Source organism: Vibrio sp. B1FIG11 (assembly GCF_905175335.1).
GTDB classification, from domain to species: Bacteria; Pseudomonadota; Gammaproteobacteria; order Enterobacterales; family Vibrionaceae; genus Vibrio; species Vibrio campbellii.
Window position 1 is genome coordinate 588429 of sequence record NZ_HG992752.1, and the last position, 22663, is coordinate 611091.

The window sequence follows — 22663 nt, forward strand, 5'->3', positions numbered from 1 at the left end:
GAGTTGCCTGTCATTAGAAGAAGCTCTGATCGATAAATACAATGTCGCCAGGTTCTACAGAGCGTTGCATACTGACGCTTTCAACCGTATTACCTGTTGCGTGTTGAGTAAGATTAATGCTCTTGCGGGACGCTCGATCCGTTAAGCCTCCTGCTAGTGCGATGGCTTTTTCAATCGTCAATCCGGGCTGGTATTCGAATCCACCAGGCTTTCGGACTTCACCATTTACGTAAAAAAGGCGGAAGCTATTGATTGCCACCATTACTTTAGGATTGATTAGGTAGTCACCTTTCAGTCCGGTTTCAATCTCATACTTGAGCTGTTTTGGGGTCTTATTGATGGCTTTAATTCGCCCTAAGTATGGGTAATCAAAATAGCCGTCTGAAGTGATCAGGATGTTCTTTATGGAAAGATCTTCCTCACCGTAGACTTGAACCGAGATGGTATCACCAGTATCGAGTAAGTAATCTTGCTCATTGGCACTGGCAAAAGAAGGTGTGCTAAGAAGCACAAGTACTAAGCTAAATAACGTTGCTAGTAAGTTCATTCACATTCCTTATTACAAAGAGAATCGAGCACTAAGAGACCAGATGTTTTGCTCGAAGCTGTAGCCTTGCCAATTGGAATCTTTATCCTGATAGCGCCAATCCGCTTGCAATAAGACCCAACGCTTTATTTGGTAATCAAGACCTGCAGATAGCGCGTATCGGTCTTCATTACGTGTAATACCCGTGTAGTCATCTTGTTGATATAGGGCCCCTAAGCGGGTTGCTAAGTAGCTATTCCAGTCGTGTTTAAGATCGATGAGGTAGCGAGTTTGTAAATCGTAATCACCATCTTGATCAGGACTAACGGCTGCTTGGGTGGTCTTGAGTGTGATGAGCGATTGCTCTTGAGGTTGCCACTCCAAGCCTATGTCCCAACTGAATCCACTAAAGGTTTCACGTTGATGGCTATCGAAGTCTTTGACTTGATAACCCAAGCGGGCGATACCTTTGGTTTTCCCTGTGACTTCCCACTGTGCGCCGGTGTAATAGAAACCGGAGTAGCTATCTTTTGATGGCACTGAAGGGTTGTCTGACAGGTAATCCTTGCTTATTTGTTGAGTACCAACCAACCAGTATGTTCTAGGTGTCGCTCGAAGATAAAACTCTATGTGGGCGCTCGGTGCACGAAAGTCGTTGTATTTGGTCTTTGCATCAGGCTTGCCTGGCATTCCATCACGATAGTTTTGGTATGTCTTGTCAATGTATCCAATACCAAACTCCAACCTACCTTTTGAGCCTTTAGAACCGAACACATAGTTTGTTCTCAAGTCATTGAGATGAAACTCAACAGGGCTGTTAAGCAAGCTACCTTGTCCTTCGGTGAAGTCTTCACCTTTCTCTTCATGTTGAGCGCGGAACTGATAGTCGATAACCAGTCGATTACGGTGATTGAATTCGAAAAAGTTGGTAAATTGAAAGGTATGGTCGTCGTAATCATTTTGGTCATCCGAAGAGAATCCAGCACTTAGTTTATAAAGCACATTTGCTCGGTATTGATTACGTTCAATTTTAGCCAACAGGGCAGGCTCTATCCCCCAAATGTTGACCGATTCAATGTTCTTTCCACGATCGGCTTTGTTGATGTTGTCATCACCTTCGTAGAACACGCCTAAGGTAGGGATGAATTCAATCCCAGAATCCGTTTTATAGGCCATGGGCTCAGCCATAACACTCGCTGAGCTCATAGCAATTGCGACGGTTATTGGGATAACTTTCATTGTGATGGACTTAGTACGCATTTGAACCAGTAAATCCTTTAAAAATGGTTAAAAAGATAATCTTGATGTCCATCCAAACTGACCAGTGATGGATGTAATCCAAGTCGAACTCAACGCGCTTTTCCATCTTGTCGAGCGTGTCAGTTTCACCTCGATAACCATTGATTTGTGCCCACCCTGTGATGCCTGGTTTTACTTTGTGACGAAGCATGTAGCGGTCGACGATCTGGCGATATTCTTCGTTATGTGACACGGCGTGAGGGCGAGGACCAACGATAGACATAGTGCCTTGAAGTACATTGATAAATTGAGGCAGTTCATCAAGGGAAGTGCGACGTAGAAACCCACCAAATGGTGTAATACGAGGGTCATTCTTTGTGGCTTGTTTTACGTCATTACCTTGTTCCATGGTCGTCATTGAACGGAATTTCCACACTTCGATTTTTCTGCCGTCCAAGCCGTAACGATACTGCTTAAAAATAACTGGACCTTTGGAGGTCAGTTTGATTCCGAGGGAAATAGCCAGAAGTACAGGTGAAATCAGAAGTAAAATAATGCTCGATAATACGATGTCTTCTAAGCGTTTTACCCAAGAGGAAATACCAGCAAAGGGTGTGTCAAATACACTCAATGTTTGAACCTGACCTATTTGATCCCAACGTGAATGCAGCAGGTTATAAGTAAAGAAATCCGGTATCAGATAAGTGTTCGCCGTCGTGTCTGAGAATTGATTAAGAAACAAAGCGATTCTTTCGTTAGCATGCATCGGCATAGCGATGTACACGTAATCGACTTCGCCACGCTTTGCTCTTTCTAATGCGAGTCCTACATTGCCTTTAACTGGATAGTCAGACTCGGGCAAACGGTCTTGAGAACGTTCGTCGTAAAAGCCGTCAAATAACACACCATGTTCAGTGTGGCTCTCTAGCTCGTTTGCTAAAGTCAGCCCATGTGGTGTCTGGCCAATAATGATTGCAGTTCGTGTGTTGTAGCCTAGCTTTCGCATGTAGGCCAGACCGACTCTGAAAATGCTTCGCCAAGAAAGCAATAAGACGGGAGTTAATAACAACCACATTGCTAAAATATTTTTGTCAAATATCTGATGGACTTGAGAGAAATACAAAACCATGAAAAGGAATGTGCAGGTAACTAACCAAGATATACATGTGATAGAGATCTGTTCTTTAAAAGAGCTGGTACGCCAAGAGCGATACAACTTGCCACTTTCAGCCATGATTAGGAATGAGATGCTACCGACGAATGATAAAATTACATAGTCTTTCTCAATAGAAGTGTTTACGTCATTCATTACGAGTAGCAACATCAATGACACAATGACAACAAGATCAATTAGGCGGTAAAGAAATGCAAACTCCACCTCGTGAGAACGAATAAGTCCTTTATGTTTCATATCCTAATTTCCTTTACGGTACGCTACCGTTCTTCAGCGACCGAAATCGATGGTTTAACTTAGTGTTTGAATAGACAGAGAAGTAATCAGTTGCTTAGCTTCCGACGTTGTAGACTTATGCTCTTATTTTTTTCGAGATAAGTTTAAAAATTTGCTCTGTTTGGGTAAGTGGAAATAAGAATGAAATTTAGACCTTTGGCTAATATTCGCTGTTTAGTAAGAAACTAATACTCTGCTCATAAGTTGCTAAGGAAAGTGCTAAGAGGCTGGAGGGGAGTAAATATTATGATTGACGTAGACCGAAGTCAGAATTCATGCAAATGTGTCACTCTTTACAGGAGTTTCCCCGGATAGGGGGGCGCTCCTGTAAAGATTCACTCGCATTAGAGAATGGATTAGTTTTGCTCAAGCTGTTGTATGAAATCTTTCAAGGGCATTGGTTTCGCGAAGTAGTACCCTTGAAGGCAATCGATATTATGACTCCGTAAATACTCGGCTTGTTCAGCGGTTTCTACGCCTTCTGCGATTGTTTTCATACCTAAACGAGAGGCTAAGTCGAGGAGGTTTTCGACAATATGTGCAGAGACTGAATCATTACCGATCATTTGAACGAAGCTCTGGTCTATCTTGAGTATGTCGAAGCGGAACTGGCGTAAGTAGCTCAAACTCGAATGGCCGGTGCCAAAATCATCTATGGCTAGGCTGACGTCATGTTCGCTTAATGAGTGAAACAGAGCCCGTGCTTCGTCTGTGTCTCTGACAAGTTCTCGCTCGGTAAGCTCCAAGCACAGCTGAACCTTTTTCTCTGGGAAAGATGATAAAAACTCTAAACTATCTTCTAAAAGTTCACTGTTTACGCAATGTTTCGCTGAGATATTAAAAGCGACAGAAAAATCTGGTGGTAAAGACTGTGAGAATGCCACAAGCTCATTAGAGACTTGATGCATAAGCGATTTCGTCATTGGGATTATGAGCCCTGAGTCTTCTGCTAGCGGTATAAAGAGGTCTGGTCTTATCAACCCTTCTTTAGGGCTTAGCCAACGAACCAACACTTCAAAGCCTACAAATTTGTTAGTTTTATCAACGTAAGGTTGAACGTAGGGAACGAACTCATTATTTGCGAGAGCCTGGCGCAATTTGTCTTCCATTGATGGCGTTTGGCCTGTTGCGACGAATATGAGCCAGCTCATCGAGAGAGCAAACAAAATAATGATAAAAATTGTTGAACGCTTATGAGACAGAAGGTAGTTCATATAGTCGTCATGAAACAGTGAGACTTGCAATCGATACGGATAATCCTTTGACTCTACCTGAATTGTGACAGGAAGAGGTTGGTCAGAAATTTGTCCAGCCTTGTTGATCCATGTTTCGCCCACTTGAAGATAGGTGTCTAGGTCTTTTAAAGTGAGAGATAAGATATTTTTTAGGTAGTAGCCACTGACTGATACACCAACACCAGTGTTGCCCGTTTCATTCTTAAATATAAGGGCAGGAGTATTCGGTTTATCAGGCAGGCTTGATACTAAGAATAACTTGTCGCCAGAGAAGTGATAATTCGGGACGATATAGTCACGTTTCCCAACCAAAGAGCCACAAAATACGTGGTTGTCCTTTGCTAAGGCAATCATTTGTACATCAGGAATCGTGACAACCAAGTCTCTGAGGTAGGGTAATGCTTGTTCACACTCCATTTTGGTATAAGGCAGAGCTCTCTGACTCGCGACATCTGCATTTTTAACCAATTTGTCCATGAGTGATTTGCCTACTTCAAGGGAGTTTCTTACCTCTCGATGAAGATTGGATTTGGATAATTGGTAAACACCGACGAATCCTATACTAATCAATAGAATGAGGATAATAAACGCAAGGAGTATTCTTTTAGTTCTAGATGCTATCAACATGGCCAAGTTTGTAGTCTTTACGGTTGAAGCAAGTATAGTTTACAGAGTGATTGTAGAAAAGTTTGCTTAATGTGGTTAATTTTTTATATATATCAGGCAGGTAGAAGCATAGTGATTATTGCTTAATGCACTTGTACGTATTCTGTTCAAATTGTCGCTTTTATGATTTTAGGTGAACTTTCTATTTTGGGGTTAGGATACGTATATATCTAATAAAGTTTATGGTTTAAATCGGGTCAAGACTTAGCTTAAAAGCGTACTCGGATTATATATCAGCTAAAAATGTTCATTTTAAATATCATTGGTAATAGAAAGGATATTACTTTCTCTAAGCTATATTAAATGGAAATAAAAAATCCCTCTCGAATGAGAGGGATTGGTAGCAAGCAAAGGTGAAAGAAGTTTTACTCGAAATCTACGCCGTTTTCTTTGTGTAGTCGGCGGCATGCACGGCCATCGCTGTGGAATAGATGACAACGATATGCAGGGATACCGATTTCCAGTTTGTCACCAGACTCTACTGGTAGTGTATCTGGCTGACGGTAGATAACGTCTGCGTCTGCACCCTCAAGGTTTAGGTAAACTTGAGTTTCGTTACCTAGTTTCTCTACGATCATCACTTCACCGTGAATTGTCGCATCGGCGTCAACGGCTTGAACTAAGTGCTCAGGGCGAATACCCAGAGACATACGGTCACCGCGGTTCACTGTTGTACCATCAACTGGGATCCAGAAAGATACGCCGTTAGAAAGCTGTACTTTTACGCGTTCTGCTTCCACTTCATCAATGAAAACACTCATGAAGTTCATTTTTGGTGAGCCAATAAAGCCAGCAACAAAGCGGTTTTGTGGGTAGTGGTAAAGCTCAAGTGGTTTACCAACTTGTGATACGTAACCGCCATCTAGAACCACAATCTTGTCTGCCATTGTCATTGCTTCTACCTGATCGTGCGTTACATAGATCATGGTACAGCCAAGTTGGCGTTGTAGTTTCGTGATTTGAGCACGCATGTTTACTCGCAGTGCTGCGTCCAAGTTTGATAGTGGTTCATCAAGAAGGAATACATCTGGTTGTGATACTAGCGTACGACCGATAGCAACACGTTGGCGTTGACCACCAGAAAGGGCTTTTGGTTGACGCTCTAGTAGGTGGCCCAACTGTAGAATTTCTGCTGCGTGTTCAACACGCTTATCGATTTCCGCTTTGTCAGCTTTTGCTAGTTTCAGACCAAATGACATGTTGTCATATAGGTTTAGGTGTGGGTAAAGAGCGTAAGACTGGAACACCATACCAACACCACGTTTGGATGGTTCTACGTCATTCATGCGCTGGTCACCAATATACAAATCACCTGAAGTAATGTCTTCAAGACCGGCAATACAACGTAGCAGGGTAGATTTACCACAACCTGATGGACCTACGAAAACAACGAATTCACCTTCGTTGATCTCCAGATCTACGTTCTTAGAAATCAGTACGTCGCCATACGCTTTACAAACATTTTTTAACGTGACACTCGCCATGTAGCTCGTCCTCGATCAATTTTTATTATTCACCGCTCATCATTATATGAATTATCTAGCGAGCAGTAACAGTAGGAATCGGTAAGTTATTGGGATTGGTAAGAAAAACGGGTAGCGCTCCAAATGTCCTGAACTGGAGCACTACCCACCATAGCCAAATACGAGTTTCTCTCCCCCACATTATTCGTGTTGTCTCCCCCGTGAAATAATTACCACAAACAACACCGATAATGACATTCCACTCGTATGGCAATGAAAAACCAGCAAATCTTTTCACCTATAGGATAGGTACTGCTGGGAAAGGGTTCTTACCATCCACTCTTGGATGACTGCAGTTTCTAAGATTGTGTTCACTGCTACATCCTCCTAATCGAAATAATTGTAGGGGGAGTAGGCGGGGAGGAGTCAAAAAGGAGGAGTAGAGGGGGAGTTGGGCGGAAATCACATTATTGCGTGACCTAAAGTTGAAACCGATCACAGGAAGTATTCATTTTGTGATTTGAGTCTCTAACCCTTGGCGATTCAGATCACGAAAATACGTCATAATTGCAAGGGCGTAGGGATTAGGAGGATGAGACACAATCGATAATTTCAGATGATATGTGTCGAAATACGGCTGAACCTCAATGGACTAGCCCTACATCAAAAATATAAAAAGGATACGAACATGAAAAAATTAAGCGCTGTAGCACTGGGTACCCTTGTTGCTTTAGGTTCTTTTGGTGCTAATGCTGCCATCGAAGAAGGACAACTGACCATCTGGATCAACGGTGACAAAGGCTACAACGGTCTTGCAGAGGTTGGTAAGAAGTTTGAAGAAGACACTGGCATTAAAGTAACAGTGGCTCACCCAGACGGCCTACAAGACAAGTTCCCTCAAACTGCAGCGACAGGTGATGGTCCTGATATCGTATTCTGGGCTCACGACCGTTTCGGTGGCTACGCAGAATCTGGTCTACTAGCTGAAATTAAACCATCTAAAGAAATCCAAGACGGCATCGTTGACTTCGCATGGGATGCAGTACGTTACGATGGCAAACTAATCGGTTACCCAGTAGCGGTTGAGTCTCTATCTCTAATCTACAACAAAGATCTTGTTCCAAACCCACCTAAGACATGGGAAGAAGTAGCAGCGCTAGACGCGAAACTTAAGAAAGACGGCAAGTCTGCAATCATGTGGAACCTGAAAGAACCGTACTTCACATGGCCGCTAATGGCAGCTGACGGCGGCTACGCATTCAAATACACATCTGAAGGCTACGACATCAAAGATGCAGGTATTGCGAAAGAAGGCGTGAAAGATGCAATGAGCTTCGTGAAAGGCCTAGTAGACAAGGGTGTAATCTCTGCGGATATGGATTACTCAGTATCTGAGTCTGCGTTCAACCAAGGCACTGCGGCAATGACTATTAACGGTCCATGGTCTTGGGGCAACATTGAGAAATCTGGCATCAACTATGGCGTAACAACGCTACCTAAGTTCCAAGGTCAGTCTTCTAAGCCATTCGTTGGTGTACTAACTGCTGGTATCAGCACTGCGTCACCAAACAAAGATCTAGCGGTAGAGTTCATCGAGAACTACCTACTAACGAACGATGGTCTACGTATGGTTAACAACGACAAGCCACTAGGTGCAGTAGCGCTTAACTCGTTCCAAAAAGAGCTAGATTCAGATACACGTATCGCGGCGACAATGGACAACGCGATGAACGGCGAAATCATGCCAAACATCCCACAAATGAACGCATTCTGGGGTGCAGCTAAGAACGCTATCATCAACGTGGTTGACGGTCGTCAAACTGTAGATGCTGCTCTAGCAGATGCAGAAAAACAAATGACTAAATAATTCAGCAATACCCTTTTTAAGGAGGGGGCAACTCCTCCTTACTTTTCTATATTTATCCTATATTCGCTAGCAGGTTCCCTATGCAGTCAGTTCAAGGTACAGATGCTATGACAGCACCAGAAGCCAGCCTACCAAGCAGCAAAAAAGTGTTCACCAAATGGGCACTATTGGGCACAGTCGGCATTATCAATGGCTACGCAACTATCCTAATGTATTCTCGCGGTGAGATTGCGTTTGCACTACTTACGATCATTCTAACCGCTTTAGCGCTATTCATTTTTGGTAGTAAGAAAACATACGCTCACCGATACATCTACCCTGGTATTGCCGGGATGATTCTATTCATCCTTTTCCCTTTGGCGTATACCGTCGGTCTGGCGTTTACTAACTACAGCGCGAAAAACCAGCTTTCTTTCGAGCGTGCACAGTCTGTCCTGTTAGATAGAACGTATCAGAGTGGTGAAAGTTTCCCATTCACCCTGTACAAGACTGAGCAAGGTCACCAAATTGTAGTGAAGAAAGGCGATGAGCTACTAGCGACGCCAACTTTCCAGCTTGATGGCTTCTCTGCAACGGATCTTGATCTAGCGCCTATCACTGAAGCAACAGGTGACAAAGAGCCAATCAAAACTATTGTTAAGAACCGCAGTGCATTAAGTGGTGTTGATCTTCACCTTCCAAGCGGTGATGACATCCGAATGAGCGGTCTGCGTAAGTTCGCAGCAGTGGTACCACTGTACACGCTTCAAGATGATGGTGAGTCGATCTTTAATAACCGTACACAAGAGATGCTGCGTCCAAATATGGATATGGGCTACTACCAACCTGTCGATGAAAATGGCCAGTTTGTTGGTAACACGGTTTCTCCAGGCTTCGTGGTAAACATCGGTACTGACAACTTTGAGCGAGTTTGGAAAGACGACGGCATCAAAGAGCCTTTCATCAGTATCTTCATCTGGACGGTTGTATTCTCAATCCTGACGGTAGTATTCACGCTAGTTATTGGCTTAGTGCTAGCGAGTGTTGTTCAGTGGGAAGAGCTTAAAGGTCGTGCAGTGTACCGAGTACTGCTGATTCTGCCTTACGCGGTTCCAGCATTTATCTCAATCCTAATCTTTAAAGGTCTCTTCAACCAAAGCTTTGGTGAGATCAACATGGTATTGAACGCTATCTTTGGTATCAGTCCTTCTTGGTTCTCTGACCCATTCCTAGCGAAAACCATGGTGATGATCGTGAACACTTGGCTTGGTTTCCCTTACATGATGATTCTGTGTATGGGTCTACTAAAAGCGATTCCTGATGACCTTTATGAAGCGTCTGCAATCGATGGTGCGAACTTCGTCCAGAACTTCATGAAAGTAACGTTACCAATGATGATTAAACCTCTGACTCCTCTATTGATTGCGAGCTTTGCGTTTAACTTCAACAACTTCGTAATGATTCAGCTATTGACTGGCGGTGGTCCAAACATGATTGGTACTTCTGAGCCAGCGGGTTACACCGACCTACTAGTAAGCTACACGTACCGTATCGCGTTTGAAGGTGCAGGTGGTCAGGACTTCGGTCTAGCAAGTGCAATCGCAACGCTTATCTTCCTATTGGTTGGCGCGCTAGCACTATTGAACCTACGTTTCACTAAGCTATCTCAGGACTAAGGAGTAACGACCATGGCTATAGTACAAGGTAAATCTTTAAAGTACCGTGTATGGGCGACCCATATTGCTCTTTGGGCTTTCCTGTCACTGATTATTTTCCCACTGTTAATGATCATTGCGATCTCATTCCGTGAGGGTAACTTTGCAACGGGTAGTCTGATCCCAGACAACCCATCGCTAGAACACTGGAAGCTTGCACTAGGCTTCTCGGTAACAAACGCAGACGGTTCTGTAACACCGCCTCCATTCCCAGTTCTGACTTGGCTATGGAACTCGGTAAAAGTAGCAGGTATCACTTCTATTCTTATCGTGGCACTGTCTACAACATCGGCTTACGCGTTTGCTCGTCTACGCTTCAAAGGTAAGAACACTATCCTGAAAGCGATGATGATCTTCCAGATGTTCCCAGCAGTACTTGCTCTTGTGGCGCTTTACGCATTGTTTGACAAACTAGGTCAGTACATTCCTTTCCTAGGTTTGAACACCCACGGCGGTCTGATCTTTTCCTACTTAGGTGGTATCGCACTACACGTATGGACGATTAAAGGTTACTTCGAGACGATTGACAACTCGCTAGAAGAAGCGGCTGCACTGGATGGTGCAACACCGTGGCAAGCGTTCCGTTTAGTACTGCTTCCACTATCAGTGCCAATCCTAGCTGTAGTGTTCATCTTGTCATTTATCGGTGTTGTTGGTGAGGTACCGGTAGCATCTCTACTGCTTTCTGATGTAAACTCCTACACATTAGCAGTTGGTATGCAGCAGTACCTATATCCTCAGAACTATCTGTGGGGTGACTTTGCAGCTGCAGCAGTATTGTCTGCACTACCAATTACAATTGTATTCTTACTTGCACAGCGTTGGTTAGTCGGTGGTCTGACTGCTGGTGGTGTGAAAGGATAATCTCAGTTGGTCTCTGAGAGAGAAAAGAATAACTAGAAAAGGGCGACCATATGGTCGCCCTTATATTTAGCATCGATATTACAATTTTGGTTTGGCCGCCGATCAGTAATATCAGGCTATTTTGGCGTTACGCATAGCTGGCTGTTAGCTTAGTTCCTTACGCTTTAATCACTAACAGTTTCTTGTAACCATAACCTGAGTCTAGACTCAGGTTTTTTTATACCTACAGATTCACTGCGTTTTCTTATTGCGTATACAGACTAACCAGTTTGCAATGGATTACACAGCATCGGCAGAATGCCGTGCGTACGACTTCACATAATTAGTGTAGGGTTATTTGAAAGAATAAATGGCGTAACAAAAAGGGAGGAGGCTAAAACTCTCGGCTTGAAGGCGCACAGCCTACATATTGAAGCAGTGTGTATAAACTCTCTTGTTGTAATGCGACGCGTCGGAAAAGATCGGCAAATGTGGTATCACCACCAAAACAGGTTTGAATGTAGTGGTTAATTTCCTCTTCGTTATAACCTTCTACATACATGGTGCGCACCCATTGATATTCGACCGCTTTCAAATTGGTCAATGTATTTTCACTTAACGTGGTCTCTTTTAATCTCAAGATCCAAACTCTATCCAACACGAAAATTGTGCGTGGATTTAATCAAACCAAAGTGAAAGATTTATGACAATTTGAACCTAGTGTGAAGTGAATGACAGAACCATGACATTACTTCACACATAAGGTAAGCAAACGATTACTCGATAATCAGTTTGGGGCCTTGGGGAGGGGCAGGTTATTTGAACTATTTGAGATATTTGACGTGCGCTTCCATCTCTTCGCCAATTTGTTTACGCATATTCATTAAGCGAATAGCCGACTGTTCCAGTGCTTTGTCTTCATCTGATTCTGGGATCCATTTTGGAACGTCGGTCGGCTTTCCATCTTCATCGACCGCAACCATAATCACGATGCAATGCGTTGTTAGACGGTTCTTTAGCTCTTTAGGATCGCTTGCTTGTACATCAATGGCGATGTGCATTGAGCTGCGTCCGGTGTAGATGACCTTAGCACTGACTTCGACTAGATTTCCGACATGAATTGGTGCAACAAAGCGAATACCACCTGCATATACGGTAATACAATACTTACCACTCCAAGCTGCACTGCACGCGTAGGCGGCTAAGTCGATCCATTTCATCACGGCACCACCGTGTACTTTACCGCCGAAGTTAACGTCTCCTGGTTCAGCAAGAAAACGAAGGGTTATGTCTCTTTGACCACTGCTCATCTGTCATTCCTTTGTTATTGTCGTTGCTATTAGATCCAATGTATCAGCAAGAAATCGATACTGGAATAGGGAGTGCAACAAAATATTAACTTTTTTGTCAGTGCTAGTAGCAAAAGATATGGGGCACAAAAAAGCCACGGTGGGTGCCGTGGCTTATGAGATTGAATTAAGATGTCGCTGGTGGCAGGTCCGGGCTCGGTGATTGAACCTTCTTGCGGATCTTAATTTGCGACAAGATAACGCCAGAGATAACCAGCATGCCGCCAATGATGTGGTAAACATGCACCTCTTCCCCCAGCATGCTTGAGGCTAACGCTACAGAAACCACCGGCATCAGGTTCATGAACATGGCACTTGAATCTGCACCAATCAAATCAATCGCTTTCACCCACATTAAAGGCGCGAAGATAGAGGCAGCAATGCCCGCATAAGCAATCAACGGTAGCGCACTTTGGCTTGGTAGAAGTTGATCACTGCTCAACCACAAGGGAGTTAGCATAACCAGCGAGAAAAAGCCCTGCATATAGACCAAGGTCATGCTGCTGAAAGGCATTTTCCAGCGTTTTAGTAGCACACAGTAAATCGCGTAACAAAGGGCAGCTAACAGCATCAGACTGTCACCTTGCGTCATGTCTTGATGTAGGAAGTAGGTGATGTCACCGTGACCCAGCATAAACGCCAAACCGCCTAATGAAATCACGCCACCTGCCACGCTCAGCATTGAAATCGACTTACCCAATAAAGGCACACTCAAGAAAACGCTGATCAATGGGACGAGAGAGGTAATCAGTGCCATGTTAGAAGCGGTCGTCGTAAGACCCGCATAATAGCCGAGTGATTGGTTTAGTACCATGCCCAGTAGCGCAAGGAACGCTAACTTAGCCAAGTATGGGCGAATCACATGGCGCTGTTTGATCACCGCTGGTAAGCAAAATGGCGTCAGAAGCACCATAGCGACAAACCAACGATAGAAGCTCATGGCACTTGGTTCGATGGCGCTTGCTGCCATTTTATTTACGATGGAATTTCCACCCCAAATCATGACAGTAAAAAACGGAAGCAAATAAACCATGAGAACCTCATCGCAGAATAATTAATGGCGCTAGTCTGACAGGTCTTTATAATGAAATGTATCTCTGGAAAGACATCGTAAGCGATAGGAAGACAAATTTGAAAAAGAGCACAAGGAATCTTCATCCATCATTATCAATCGATAGGGCACCATCAGATGTGTTTATGAATTTCGAAGCCTTTCTGTCGAACACGGAAACTCGTATACATAGCCATCCATGGGGGCAGGTTCAACTGATCAGTGGCGGCATACTAGAGATGGATGCGGAAGACACGCGTTTCTTAGCGCCTCCTCATCTTGCGATCTGGGTGCCTGCTGGCATACGACACACCAGTTACAACCGTAAACCTTTGGAATACTGCTCTTTAAACATCGACCCAGAGTTAACTCAACACTTTCCATCCAAAACGAGCTTGATCAAAGTGACGCCCATTGTTTCTGCGATTGTGGAAGACTTTCGTCAGCGTGATATTAATGTTGCTAAGAGCGAAGAGGACAAGCGCCTCGTTCAAGTCTTGCTGGATCAGTTAGCCAAACAGGAAGTCGAGCATCACTTTTTGCCAACTACAGACAATAAGTACTTAGAGCCAATCTTAAAAGCTGTTGAAGAAGCCCCAACTGACGAAATCAGCTTAGGAGAATGGGCGGAGAAGGTTCATACCACCGAGCGTACTTTAGCTCGCCATTGTCAAAGTGAATTGGGAATGAGTTTTACCGAATGGCGCTTGCGAGTGCGTTACCTGCATTCGATGGAGTTGTTAAGGAAGGGGCAAACAGTAAAAGAGGTAGCGCTAACGTTGGGTTACAACCAAGCCAGTCCGTTTATTGCCATGTTTAAGAAATACTCCGGCATTACACCGGAGCAATATAAGAATCGCTTGTTATAGCTGAGCGAGCACGTAGTCTAAACCACCTACAACTGCGGCAACTTGAGCGTCGTTACACTCTTCATCAGTCACTTTCGGGCTGTCTGGGTAAACTTCTGTTGTGGTGCCGTAAGTACAGTTGGTTACGCCGCCACACAGACCCAGTTTCACCATTGGGTAATTAATTACGCCAAATTGCACCACTGGCGAGCCAATGATTTCGCCTTGGTCGTCCGCTGGAGCAATGTGGGTCACCTTCGCTACTGACTCGATGACTGCTTTTTGGAACTCTGGTTGCGGGTTTTCTGTATCGCCCACCGTGTAGAAACCATCTGGGATCATGCCTTCGATGTATTCAAGACCATCACGCGCTGCAAGTGCAGGACGGAATTCGGTCTCGTCAGAATCGGTGGTTTCGTGAAGGTCGATGTGCATTAGAACATCACCTAGCGTTGCAACTAGCTTGATCAAGTTTGCTGATTCTTCTGCTGGGCTGTCTGCGTAGAAAGAGCGGTTTGGATCAATCGCATTTGGGTTCCAGCGGTTAATCACTTCATAGCCCCAAGGGCTCACACATGGCGCAACCACAATATTGAAGTGTTCTGCATAACGCTCTGCCTGCGTATCAACAAACTTCAACGCGCCGTGTACGCCACTTGTCTCGTAGCCGTGTACGCCGCCAGTTACCAAAACAACAGGCTTTGCTGCATCCCAGTTACGCGTTTTGATGCAAAATAGAGGGAAGCGTGCTTCGTCGTATGAAAGTGCGCCGTATTGCTCAACATCGAAACGTTCGCGAAGAGCATCAATTTTCGTCACAACTTCATCTTGGTAGCTACGTTTTACGTCACGTTGTTCGCGCCAAGCTTTACGTTCTGCTTCGCCCCAAGGCTGACCTGGGGTACCGATTGGGTAAGTGTATCCGCTTTTCATCTATACTTTTTCTTTTGAGTGCTTGAAAGATAAGACAAGACTAGTCCTCTCTCAAAGCCACGGCAACAGAAAACACAATTTGTGACTTTATTCTTTGCAAAATCATAACTTTGCTGAGTGATTTAATGGTGTTACATTCTGTTACTTATTCAATTCCATAAAAGAGACAAATAAATGGCTGGAGCAAGTTTACTAACACTGTTGGATGACATTGCAGCGGTATTGGATGATGTTGCATTGATGTCTAAGATGGCAGCGAAAAAAACCGCCGGTGTACTAGGTGATGACTTAGCACTAAACGCGCAACAGGTGTCTGGTGTTGCGTCAGAGCGTGAAATTCCTGTGGTTTGGGCGGTAGCAAAAGGATCATTTAAGAATAAGCTGATCCTGGTGCCGTCGGCGTTGTTGATCAGTGCTTTTATTCCATGGCTGATCATGCCGTTACTCTTAATTGGTGGTCTGTTCCTCTGCTTTGAAGGAGCAGAAAAGATCTTGGAAAAACTCTTCCCTCATTCGCACCAACATGAAGAAAAAGAAGAGCAAGTTAATACTGGTGAATCGGCCGAAGAGTACGAGAAGAGAAAAGTGGCTGGCGCGATTCGTACTGACTTTATCCTCTCTGCTGAAATCATCGTGATTGCTTTGGGTACGGTCACAGGATCAAGCATCGTAACGCAAATTCTCGTGGTGAGTTTAATCGCAGTACTGATGACTATCGGTGTTTACGGCTTGGTCGCAGGTATCGTTAAGCTTGATGACTTGGGCTTTTATCTTGAGCGCACATCAGATGGTGAAGGTCTGAAAGCGAAGCTGGGTGGTGCGCTAGTGGCATTTGCTCCGAAGCTGATGAAGATGCTTGCTATTGTGGGTACTGCGGCTATGTTCTTGGTTGGTGGCGGTATTGTCGTGCATAACGTACCTGCGATTCATCACCTGATTGAACCCATCATTATGGACTTCCGTGGACATACGATTGCGACAGCGATTGTACCAACACTCCTCAACGGCGTGATTGGTGTGATTGCCGGTTTAGTTGTGGTTGCAGCTTGGACTGTGGTGGAGAAGGTTCGCGGTAAATAAACTCGAATTTTGTTTTGAGGTTTTATTGAAGCTAAAAGAAAAGGGTCATGTCTTTCCATATCGAATATGGTGGCATGACCCTTTTTCATTTCTGGAGGGTGATTACTTCACTTCCCACTCAATCTTTTCATTTGCACGGATTGGAACAACGATGTCGCTACCAAACGGCATTGTTTCTGGCACATCCCAAGGTGCTTTTTCTAGCGTCACAGTATCTGTGTTACGAGCAATACCGTAAAAATCAGGGCCATTCAAACTAGCGAATGCTTCTAGGTTTTCTAGCTTGCCTTCATTCTCAAAAACTTCTGCATAAAGTTCTAACGCTGCGTGTGCTGTGTAAGAGCCTGCACAACCACAAGCCGACTCTTTTGCGCCTTTTGCGTGTGGCGCTGAATCCGTGCCTAGGAAGAACTTCTTGCTACCGCTCGTTGCTGCTTCGATAAGCGCTTGTTGGTGGGTATTACGCTTAAGAATTGGCAAGCAGTAGAAGTGTGGCTTAATGCCGCCTACTAGCATGTGGTTGCGGTTAAACAGCAGGTGGTGAGCAGTGATGGTTGCTGCAACGTTATCAGAAGCGTTGTTGACGAAATTAGCCGCATCCGCAGTCGTGATGTGCTCAAGAACGATTTTTAGGTTAGGAAAGTCGTTGACGATAGGAGCCAGAACCGTGTCTAGGAATTCCTTCTCACGGTCAAAAATATCAACGTGGTTGTGGGTTACTTCGCCATGAACCAAAAGCAGCATGCCAACTTCTTCCATCGCTTCAAAAACGTGGTAGATATTCTTTGCATCGGTTACGCCTGAATCAGAGTTGGTGGTTGCGCCCGCAGGATAAAGCTTTGCTGCAACAATTTTGCCTGTCGCTTTCGCTTTACGGATTTCGTCTGGCGTGGTGTTGTCTGTTAGGTACAGCGCCATAAGAGGTTCGAATTGCTCACCGTGCTGCTCTGCAAGGATTCGATCACGGTAGGCTAGCGCCATTTCAGTATTGGTCACAGGTGGGACGGTGTTCGGCATGATCAGTGCACGACCGTTGTAACGGCTAATATCGCGAACGGTATCTTTTAGAACTTCACCATCGCGTAAGTGAACGTGCCAATCGTCAGGACGAGTAATAGTCAGTGTTGTCATTAATTGCTCCCACCATTTAAAAGTTATGTTTGGAGCCTAAACGCTGCATTTACCTCAAGAGCAAACGCTTGCGCTTAGGCGACAGGATGATAGTGGAATTGCTCTTCCATTTCACCCCATTTTTCACATTTCTTTACGGTAGGAGCTCAGCTGGTTACTTCATCGTCAACCAAAGCGCGTGAATTGTGCCTGGTAGGAAGAAGAAAAACGTCAGGATTAGATTGATGAAGAAGTCTTTCTCTAGACCTTTTTCCATGTAAACCGCCACTGGTGGAAGAAAGATACAAAGTAGAATTAGAATCAGTTTGTTAGTATCCATGGTCTATGCTCCGGATAGGTTATTTTTAGTGTCAAAAAGTTGGCGAATTATGTGCTCAATGTCACATCTTGGCAATCCTAATTTCGTCAATAATGTGCAAATTTATGGGACGTTATTCATAAAATGCGACGCACTGACACATATCCTAGAGCTCAATAATGAATCCCTTATGAATATATTGCGTGCAAATTGGAGTTTTATCCCCGAGCAACCTCGAGACACTTGGGTCACCAAGCTTATGGGGATATGATAGTAGAACAATTAAAAAGCACCTGTAGGAAGTAGGTTATGTCGCAATCAGTTTTATCCCAAATTAATGTTTTTCCAGTCAAATCCGTAGGAGGTGTCGCGCTGTCTTCCGCTTGGGTTGAAAAACAAGGATTAAGTTTTGATCGTCGATTTATGATTGCGACGTCAGACGGCTCAATGGTGACAGCCCGTAAATTCCCACAAATGGTGACCATCAAATCAGCGTTATTGCCAGATGGTGTGGTGTTTACCAGCCTTGGGGAAGAGCCATTAAAGATCCGTTATCAAGATTTCAAAATGCAGGAAGCACCCGCGACGGTTTGGAAAGACAGTTTTACTGCATACACCACCACTGACGAAGCAGATGATTGGTTTAGCAAAGTATTAGGCCTTCGCGTTGAGTTGCTTTTTACTGGTGAACAATCAAATCGTGTAAGAGAAAAGCTGGGTCACAATGTTAGCTTTGCCGATGGGTATCCAGTGCTTGTGATCAGTGAGGCGTCACTGGAGGAGCTAAATCGCAGAAGCTCTGAACAGCACTCGATGGATCAGTTTCGAACCAACCTTGTGGTGTCCGATACCAAGCCATTTGAAGAAGACTCATGGAAGCGCATTCGTATTGGTGAAGTCGAATTTGAATCAGTGAAACCTTGTGAGCGTTGCATTCTAACCACCGTTAATACTCAACGTGGCACTTTCCGCGAAAGCAAAGAACCGTTGAAAACACTGCAAGAGTTCCGTGCTAATGAACGTGGTGGTGTGTTCTTCGGCCAAAATCTTGTTGCCCTTAATGAAGGCATTATTCGTCAGGGAGACAAGGTGGAAGTGCTGGAATACAAAGATGCTGAGTTCTATCCAGATAACTCTCCTAATCGCATGTCGCTCACCTGTGTCGAGCGAGAAGAGATTGCGCGCGACTTCGTCACCTTATGGCTTGAGCCAAGCAAAGGTCAGTTACCAACATACTTGCCGGGGCAGCATTTGCCTATTGAAGTGAAATTAGACGGTAAGAAAGTTGGGCGTCGTTATACGCTTTCTTCTAGTCCATCTCGTCCAGGTCGTTACGCGATTTCCGTTAAGCGTGTTTCTGGTGGTCGTGTATCTAACGCGTTACTAGATAACCTGCAAGTGGGGGATGTATTGGAAGCGGAAACGCCAGATGGTCAATTTCATCTAAAAGAGCACTCTGTTCAGCCTCTACTCTTGCTGTCTGCCGGTAGCGGTGTAACGCCAATGCTGTCGATGGTTCGCTACTTGGCGGATCACAACCAACTCGATGACGTGGTGTTCTACCATCAGTGCAGTAGCGAGATTGATATCCCGTGTAAAGATGAGTTAAACGAACTAAAACGCCAACATCCGGGCTTAGATGTGAAGATTTGCTTAACTCAGCCTGCGGTGGACTGGTTTGGTCTGAAAGGGCGTATTAGCTTATCTCATATCAAACAGATCAAAGATGTTGAACAACGCCAAGTGTTCGTTTGTGGCCCTGATGGTTTTATGCAGAAAGCGAAAAACCTTCTGCTGAAGAAAGGGTTACCTGAAGATAACTACCATCAAGAAGCTTTTGGCGTTGCGGTTGCGACGACCAAACCTGAGAAAAGTGTTGAGATTGAATTCAACGGCTTGAAGTTGGCGGGTAACAACCAACAAACATTGCTGGAACAAGTCGAGAATGCCGGCAAGAGCATCACGAACAGCTGCCGTGCGGGCTTGTGTGGGGCATGTAAGGTTCAATTAGAGTCTGGGCAGGTTGATCATCCGGATGTACCTGCATTAAGCGCAGAAGAACGTGCAATGGGTACAGTGCTCGCGTGTTGTGCTATTCCACAAACGGACGTGACGCTAACAGATTAACTACCCTACATAGTAATCGCTGCTCATGACCAGCAAATAAAAACGCCGCTAACTTAGCGGCGTTTTTTCTATCTTAGAGCGGGCTCAGAGAGGGAGCCACTCATGCGCACAATCGCGTTTTAGTCGTAGATCGTTGGGATCGGCTGACGCTTGTGCTGAGTCATTTTGTAGATAGCTACTAAACGATCGCTCACTTCTTGCGATACTGGCTTACCTTCTAGGAAGTCATCGATTTGCTCGTAAGTCAGGCTTAGCGCATCTTCGTCTGCTTTTTGTGGAGCAAGCTCTTCTAAATCTGCCGTTGGCACTTTTTTCACAAGTAATTCAGGCGCACCTAGCGTTGCAGCAACTTCGCGAACTTGACGTTTGCTCAAGCCAAACAGTGGTGCCATATCGCACGCGCCATCACCAAATTTGGTGTAGAACCTGTGATGTTCTCTGCTGAGTGGTCAGTACCGAGAACGAGCCCACCGACATAACCAGCGATTTCGTATTGCGCTACCATGCGAGCACGTGCTTTTACATTGCCTTTCACGAAGTCAACTTTTGCTGCGTCAGTTGGTAGAAGACCCGTACCTTCCAATGCTACGTGAGAAGCAGCATGAAGACCATCCACACCTGCTTTGATGTTTACCGATACGGAATGCGTTGGTTGGATAAAATCAAGAGCAAGTTGGGCTTCGTCTTCATCCTTTTGCTCACCGTAAGGCAAGCGAACGGCGATAAACTGATAGCCATTGTCGTCAGATTCTTCGTTTAGTTGGTCTACAGCCAATTGAGCTAAGCGACCACACGTTGTTGAGTCAACGCCTCCACTGATACCAAGGACAAGAGACTTACAGCCAGAATCTTGTAATTTACGCTTGATAAAAGCGACGCGGCGTTCAATTTCGAAATGCGGGTCGATAGAAGGGAGTACTCGCATTTCATCGCGGATGGATTGTTCCATTTAGGGTTCCTTTTCCTGCAAATAGGTTCGACACTAATCAGTATTACTAGATTCATACTGCTTAAGACGTATATCGTTCACCAAGTGGCGAGAAACCGCCCAATTGGAGTCCATAAACGTCGCATTGGTGTCAAAAAGATCTAAAGATTAGTAGTATCATACCGAATTCATCGGATTAGAAAACTCTCTTCAACCAGGTAATCACCGGATATGAAAAAAATCGCCGTTTTTGGTAGCGCATTTAACCCGCCGAGCTTAGGTCACAAAAGCGTGATCGAGTCACTGAGCCACTTTGATCTCGTGCTTCTAGAGCCAAGCATTGCACACGCTTGGGGCAAAAATATGTTGGATTACCCAATTCGGTGCAAACTGGTTGATGCCTTTATTAAGGACATGGGGCTTTCTAATGTTCAACGTTCAGACCTTGAGCAAGCTTTGTACCAACCCGGACAAAGTGTGACGACTTTTGCGTTATTAGAAAAAATTCAAGAAATCCATACCCAAGCCGATATAACTTTTGTCATAGGTCCTGATAATTTTTTCAAATTTGCTAAATTTTATAGAGCGGAAGAAATTATGGAACGTTGGGCTGTGATGGCTTGTCCAGAGAAAGTCAACATCAGAAGCACGGACATTCGCAATGCATTGGTAGAGGGTAAAGACATCAGCGCATTCACGACCCCAACGGTTAATGAAATATTGATGAGCGAAGGCTTATATAAACAATCGTAATCTGAAAACGAAGAGGTCAGGTTTTCATGGTCAGAATTGTGGTATTTAGTGCATGCGCGCTGCTTGTGGCTACACAGGCTAGTTCTGCTTGTAACTATTTGTCTGATCGATCCGTCGTATTTGCTGATAACACCATGCCAGTTTGTGAAGATGTTTTTGATAGCGTGGGTGTTCTTAGCATGGACACACTTAATTGGTACATCGCTGAAAAGTCGATTGAAGGCCCAACAGAAAGTTACTGGGATCAATGGGCTATTCGCTCGGAAGACACGCCGATACTCACTCAAAACCTAGAAAAAAACTACTTTGGTCTTGGGCTTTGGATGCCAGAAGAGCTACGTGATGAAGAAGCTAATATGAGCACCGAAGAGTGGTTAAAAAGTCATGGCTTGATGTTCAGTGTGGGCTTTGGCGATAAGCACGATGGTGAACCAAGAATGCGCTTTGATTACCGTTGGCATGAATACTACGACGCTGACTGGATGATGCAAATCGAAGTTCCGTTTTAAGCCGAATCAAAACAAAAAGGACGCACATGAGTGCGTCCTTTTTTCGTTCTATTTGTGCTGTATTTACAGTGCTTCCCCAAACACTAAGAAACACAGTTGCTCGTATTCTTCTTCATTGTTGTTGAACAACTTAGCCACGATATCGGATTGCTTCTTACCAGATAACTTCATTTTACGCGCTTCTCTTAGCGTAAGAACCAAGCAAAGCTCGATAGAGACTTGCGAATCACAACCTGGTTTCCATTTGTTGATTGAGTCGGTTAGCGCTGAGCTAGTCAGTATTGGCTTTAGAGTCAGCGCTTCATGCTTAACCACTGCCAGCAAGTCCAATTGATGTCTGCTTCGTGCTTTTGTCATTACCAATTTTTCAATAAGCGCTGACAATAACGCTGATGGTTTCACATAGCCTGCTTGTTGAGCGAATGCGTCAGCTAAGCGCACAGAAAAGTCACAGCGAGTCACTCGTGTGTTAGGTAAAAAGGTGAGGGAGCTCAAACATCCCTGAGGAATCCAGAAGTGTTGACCCGGTTCAATGGCATACTCATGTTTACCCAATTTAATGATCGCTAAACCTTCCACTACTGATAGTAAGCTGTGTTTTAGCGCCTTTTTACGCGCAGCAACATTAAGAAAAGGGTAATTAGCGTCGTGAAATTCAATTGCGTAGTTCATT

20 protein-coding genes and 1 pseudogene are annotated in these 22663 nt (G+C 44.6%); 8 read left to right on the forward strand and 13 right to left on the reverse strand.

Translation table 11 applies throughout. The features are described from left to right. Positions 1 to 13 precede the first annotated feature (13 nt). From KHO06_RS19425 to malK, 5 genes are all read right to left on the reverse strand, one after another. A complete protein-coding gene (locus KHO06_RS19425) occupies positions 14 to 547 on the reverse strand; it encodes a polysaccharide biosynthesis/export family protein (RefSeq protein ID WP_005432020.1) in 534 nt (177 codons plus the stop codon). 12 nt (positions 548 to 559) lie between these two features. After that, positions 560 to 1786, reverse strand: a complete 1227-nt coding sequence (locus tag KHO06_RS19430) for an outer membrane beta-barrel protein (protein ID WP_212583180.1) — start codon at positions 1784 to 1786, stop codon at positions 560 to 562. Next, the gene (locus KHO06_RS19435) at positions 1776 to 3176 is read right to left on the reverse strand and encodes an undecaprenyl-phosphate glucose phosphotransferase (RefSeq protein WP_212583181.1); all 1401 of its coding nucleotides are present in this window, start codon (positions 3174 to 3176) and stop codon (positions 1776 to 1778) included. The genes KHO06_RS19430 and KHO06_RS19435 overlap by 11 nt, the downstream gene beginning before the upstream one ends. Before the next feature lie 395 nt (positions 3177 to 3571). Further along, positions 3572 to 4927, reverse strand: coding sequence for an EAL domain-containing protein (locus tag KHO06_RS19440; protein WP_244858449.1), 1356 nt, complete (start codon positions 4925 to 4927; stop codon positions 3572 to 3574). Positions 4928 to 5481: 554 nt separating this feature from the next. Next, positions 5482 to 6600 (reverse strand): maltose/maltodextrin ABC transporter ATP-binding protein MalK, encoded by a 1119-nt coding sequence (gene malK, locus KHO06_RS19445; protein WP_005432007.1) that lies wholly within the window; start codon positions 6598 to 6600, stop codon positions 5482 to 5484. A gap of 667 nt (positions 6601 to 7267) precedes the next feature. On the opposite strand from malK, the gene malE reads away from it, so the two are divergent. The 3 genes from malE (at position 7268) to malG (ending at position 11004) form a co-directional block, all read left to right on the forward strand. Then, positions 7268 to 8446, forward strand: coding sequence for a maltose/maltodextrin ABC transporter substrate-binding protein MalE (gene malE / locus KHO06_RS19450; protein ID WP_005432005.1), 1179 nt, complete (start codon positions 7268 to 7270; stop codon positions 8444 to 8446). Positions 8447 to 8526: 80 nt separating this feature from the next. Continuing rightward, positions 8527 to 10101: a maltose ABC transporter permease MalF gene (gene malF, locus KHO06_RS19455; RefSeq protein WP_212583182.1), complete on the forward strand. Its 1575-nt coding sequence runs from the start codon at positions 8527 to 8529 to the stop codon at positions 10099 to 10101. A 12-nt stretch (positions 10102 to 10113) separates the two neighbouring features. After that, positions 10114 to 11004, forward strand: a complete 891-nt coding sequence (gene malG, locus KHO06_RS19460; RefSeq protein WP_005432001.1) for a maltose ABC transporter permease MalG — start codon at positions 10114 to 10116, stop codon at positions 11002 to 11004. Positions 11005 to 11377: 373 nt separating this feature from the next. On the opposite strand, the gene KHO06_RS19465 is transcribed toward malG, so the two are convergent. From KHO06_RS19465 to KHO06_RS19475, 3 genes are all read right to left on the reverse strand, one after another. Beyond that, on the reverse strand, positions 11378 to 11623 hold the full coding sequence (locus tag KHO06_RS19465; RefSeq protein ID WP_005529750.1) for a hypothetical protein: 246 nt from the start codon (positions 11621 to 11623) through the stop codon (positions 11378 to 11380). A 184-nt stretch (positions 11624 to 11807) separates the two neighbouring features. Beyond that, positions 11808 to 12293 carry an acyl-CoA thioesterase gene (locus KHO06_RS19470; RefSeq protein WP_212583183.1) on the reverse strand — a complete coding sequence of 162 codons (486 nt, stop codon included), beginning with the start codon at positions 12291 to 12293 and terminating at the stop codon, positions 11808 to 11810. 166 nt (positions 12294 to 12459) lie between these two features. Next, a complete protein-coding gene (locus KHO06_RS19475) occupies positions 12460 to 13365 on the reverse strand; it encodes a DMT family transporter (protein WP_212583184.1) in 906 nt (301 codons plus the stop codon). Between the two features lie 98 nt (positions 13366 to 13463). On the opposite strand from KHO06_RS19475, the gene KHO06_RS19480 reads away from it, so the two are divergent. Beyond that, a complete protein-coding gene (locus tag KHO06_RS19480) occupies positions 13464 to 14252 on the forward strand; it encodes a helix-turn-helix transcriptional regulator (protein ID WP_005453431.1) in 789 nt (262 codons plus the stop codon). On the opposite strand, the gene KHO06_RS19485 is transcribed toward KHO06_RS19480, so the two are convergent. After that, positions 14247 to 15164 carry a M14 family metallocarboxypeptidase gene (locus KHO06_RS19485; RefSeq protein WP_212583185.1) on the reverse strand — a complete coding sequence of 306 codons (918 nt, stop codon included), beginning with the start codon at positions 15162 to 15164 and terminating at the stop codon, positions 14247 to 14249. The two genes, KHO06_RS19480 and KHO06_RS19485, sit on opposite strands and share 6 nt — an antisense overlap. Before the next feature lie 174 nt (positions 15165 to 15338). Between KHO06_RS19485 and KHO06_RS19490 the strand changes: the two genes are divergently transcribed. Beyond that, a complete protein-coding gene (locus tag KHO06_RS19490) occupies positions 15339 to 16244 on the forward strand; it encodes a DUF808 domain-containing protein (RefSeq protein WP_212583186.1) in 906 nt (301 codons plus the stop codon). Positions 16245 to 16346: 102 nt separating this feature from the next. On the opposite strand, the gene pyrC is transcribed toward KHO06_RS19490, so the two are convergent. Beyond that, the gene (pyrC, locus tag KHO06_RS19495; protein ID WP_212583187.1) at positions 16347 to 17375 is read right to left on the reverse strand and encodes a dihydroorotase; all 1029 of its coding nucleotides are present in this window, start codon (positions 17373 to 17375) and stop codon (positions 16347 to 16349) included. A gap of 154 nt (positions 17376 to 17529) precedes the next feature. Beyond that, complete coding sequence (locus KHO06_RS19500) at positions 17530 to 17694, reverse strand: YqaE/Pmp3 family membrane protein (protein ID WP_005453437.1); 165 nt, start codon at positions 17692 to 17694, stop codon at positions 17530 to 17532. Positions 17695 to 17982: 288 nt separating this feature from the next. Between KHO06_RS19500 and KHO06_RS19505 the strand changes: the two genes are divergently transcribed. Further along, positions 17983 to 19800, forward strand: a complete 1818-nt coding sequence (locus tag KHO06_RS19505) for a hybrid-cluster NAD(P)-dependent oxidoreductase (RefSeq protein WP_047477990.1) — start codon at positions 17983 to 17985, stop codon at positions 19798 to 19800. Positions 19801 to 19990: 190 nt separating this feature from the next. On the opposite strand, the pseudogene nadE reads toward KHO06_RS19505, so the two are convergent. After that, positions 19991 to 20749, reverse strand: a pseudogene (gene nadE / locus KHO06_RS19510) (NAD(+) synthase). 210 nt (positions 20750 to 20959) lie between these two features. Between nadE and KHO06_RS19515 the strand changes: the two are divergent. Together KHO06_RS19515 and KHO06_RS19520 are read left to right on the forward strand one after the other, a co-directional pair. Then, entirely contained in the window at positions 20960 to 21481 is a 522-nt protein-coding gene (locus tag KHO06_RS19515; RefSeq protein WP_045457282.1) for a nicotinate-nicotinamide nucleotide adenylyltransferase, read from the forward strand. Positions 21482 to 21507: 26 nt separating this feature from the next. After that, positions 21508 to 21990, forward strand: a complete 483-nt coding sequence (locus KHO06_RS19520; protein ID WP_038891603.1) for a hypothetical protein — start codon at positions 21508 to 21510, stop codon at positions 21988 to 21990. Between the two features lie 63 nt (positions 21991 to 22053). Here KHO06_RS19520 and KHO06_RS19525 read toward each other — a convergent pair whose 3' ends face one another. After that, entirely contained in the window at positions 22054 to 22662 is a 609-nt protein-coding gene (locus tag KHO06_RS19525) for an AraC family transcriptional regulator (protein ID WP_212583188.1), read from the reverse strand. Position 22663 lies beyond the last annotated feature (1 nt).

Coding starts and splice junctions, on each gene's coding strand:
- KHO06_RS19505 (WP_047477990.1), top strand. CDS start 17,983: ATGTCGCAATCAGTTTTATCCCAAATTAATGTTTTTCCAGTCAAATCC.
- pyrC (WP_212583187.1), bottom strand. CDS start 17,375: ATGACAACACTGACTATTACTCGTCCTGACGATTGGCACGTTCACTTA.
- KHO06_RS19435 (WP_212583181.1), bottom strand. CDS start 3,176: ATGAAACATAAAGGACTTATTCGTTCTCACGAGGTGGAGTTTGCATTT.
- KHO06_RS19485 (WP_212583185.1), bottom strand. CDS start 15,164: ATGAAAAGCGGATACACTTACCCAATCGGTACCCCAGGTCAGCCTTGG.
- KHO06_RS19475 (WP_212583184.1), bottom strand. CDS start 13,365: ATGGTTTATTTGCTTCCGTTTTTTACTGTCATGATTTGGGGTGGAAAT.
- malE (WP_005432005.1), top strand. CDS start 7,268: ATGAAAAAATTAAGCGCTGTAGCACTGGGTACCCTTGTTGCTTTAGGT.
- KHO06_RS19500 (WP_005453437.1), bottom strand. CDS start 17,694: ATGGATACTAACAAACTGATTCTAATTCTACTTTGTATCTTTCTTCCA.
- KHO06_RS19515 (WP_045457282.1), top strand. CDS start 20,960: ATGAAAAAAATCGCCGTTTTTGGTAGCGCATTTAACCCGCCGAGCTTA.
- KHO06_RS19490 (WP_212583186.1), top strand. CDS start 15,339: ATGGCTGGAGCAAGTTTACTAACACTGTTGGATGACATTGCAGCGGTA.
- KHO06_RS19520 (WP_038891603.1), top strand. CDS start 21,508: ATGGTCAGAATTGTGGTATTTAGTGCATGCGCGCTGCTTGTGGCTACA.
- KHO06_RS19430 (WP_212583180.1), bottom strand. CDS start 1,786: ATGCGTACTAAGTCCATCACAATGAAAGTTATCCCAATAACCGTCGCA.
- malG (WP_005432001.1), top strand. CDS start 10,114: ATGGCTATAGTACAAGGTAAATCTTTAAAGTACCGTGTATGGGCGACC.
- KHO06_RS19525 (WP_212583188.1), bottom strand. CDS start 22,662: ATGAACTACGCAATTGAATTTCACGACGCTAATTACCCTTTTCTTAAT.
- KHO06_RS19440 (WP_244858449.1), bottom strand. CDS start 4,927: ATGGACAAATTGGTTAAAAATGCAGATGTCGCGAGTCAGAGAGCTCTG.
- KHO06_RS19425 (WP_005432020.1), bottom strand. CDS start 547: ATGAACTTACTAGCAACGTTATTTAGCTTAGTACTTGTGCTTCTTAGC.
- malK (WP_005432007.1), bottom strand. CDS start 6,600: ATGGCGAGTGTCACGTTAAAAAATGTTTGTAAAGCGTATGGCGACGTA.
- malF (WP_212583182.1), top strand. CDS start 8,527: ATGCAGTCAGTTCAAGGTACAGATGCTATGACAGCACCAGAAGCCAGC.
- KHO06_RS19470 (WP_212583183.1), bottom strand. CDS start 12,293: ATGAGCAGTGGTCAAAGAGACATAACCCTTCGTTTTCTTGCTGAACCA.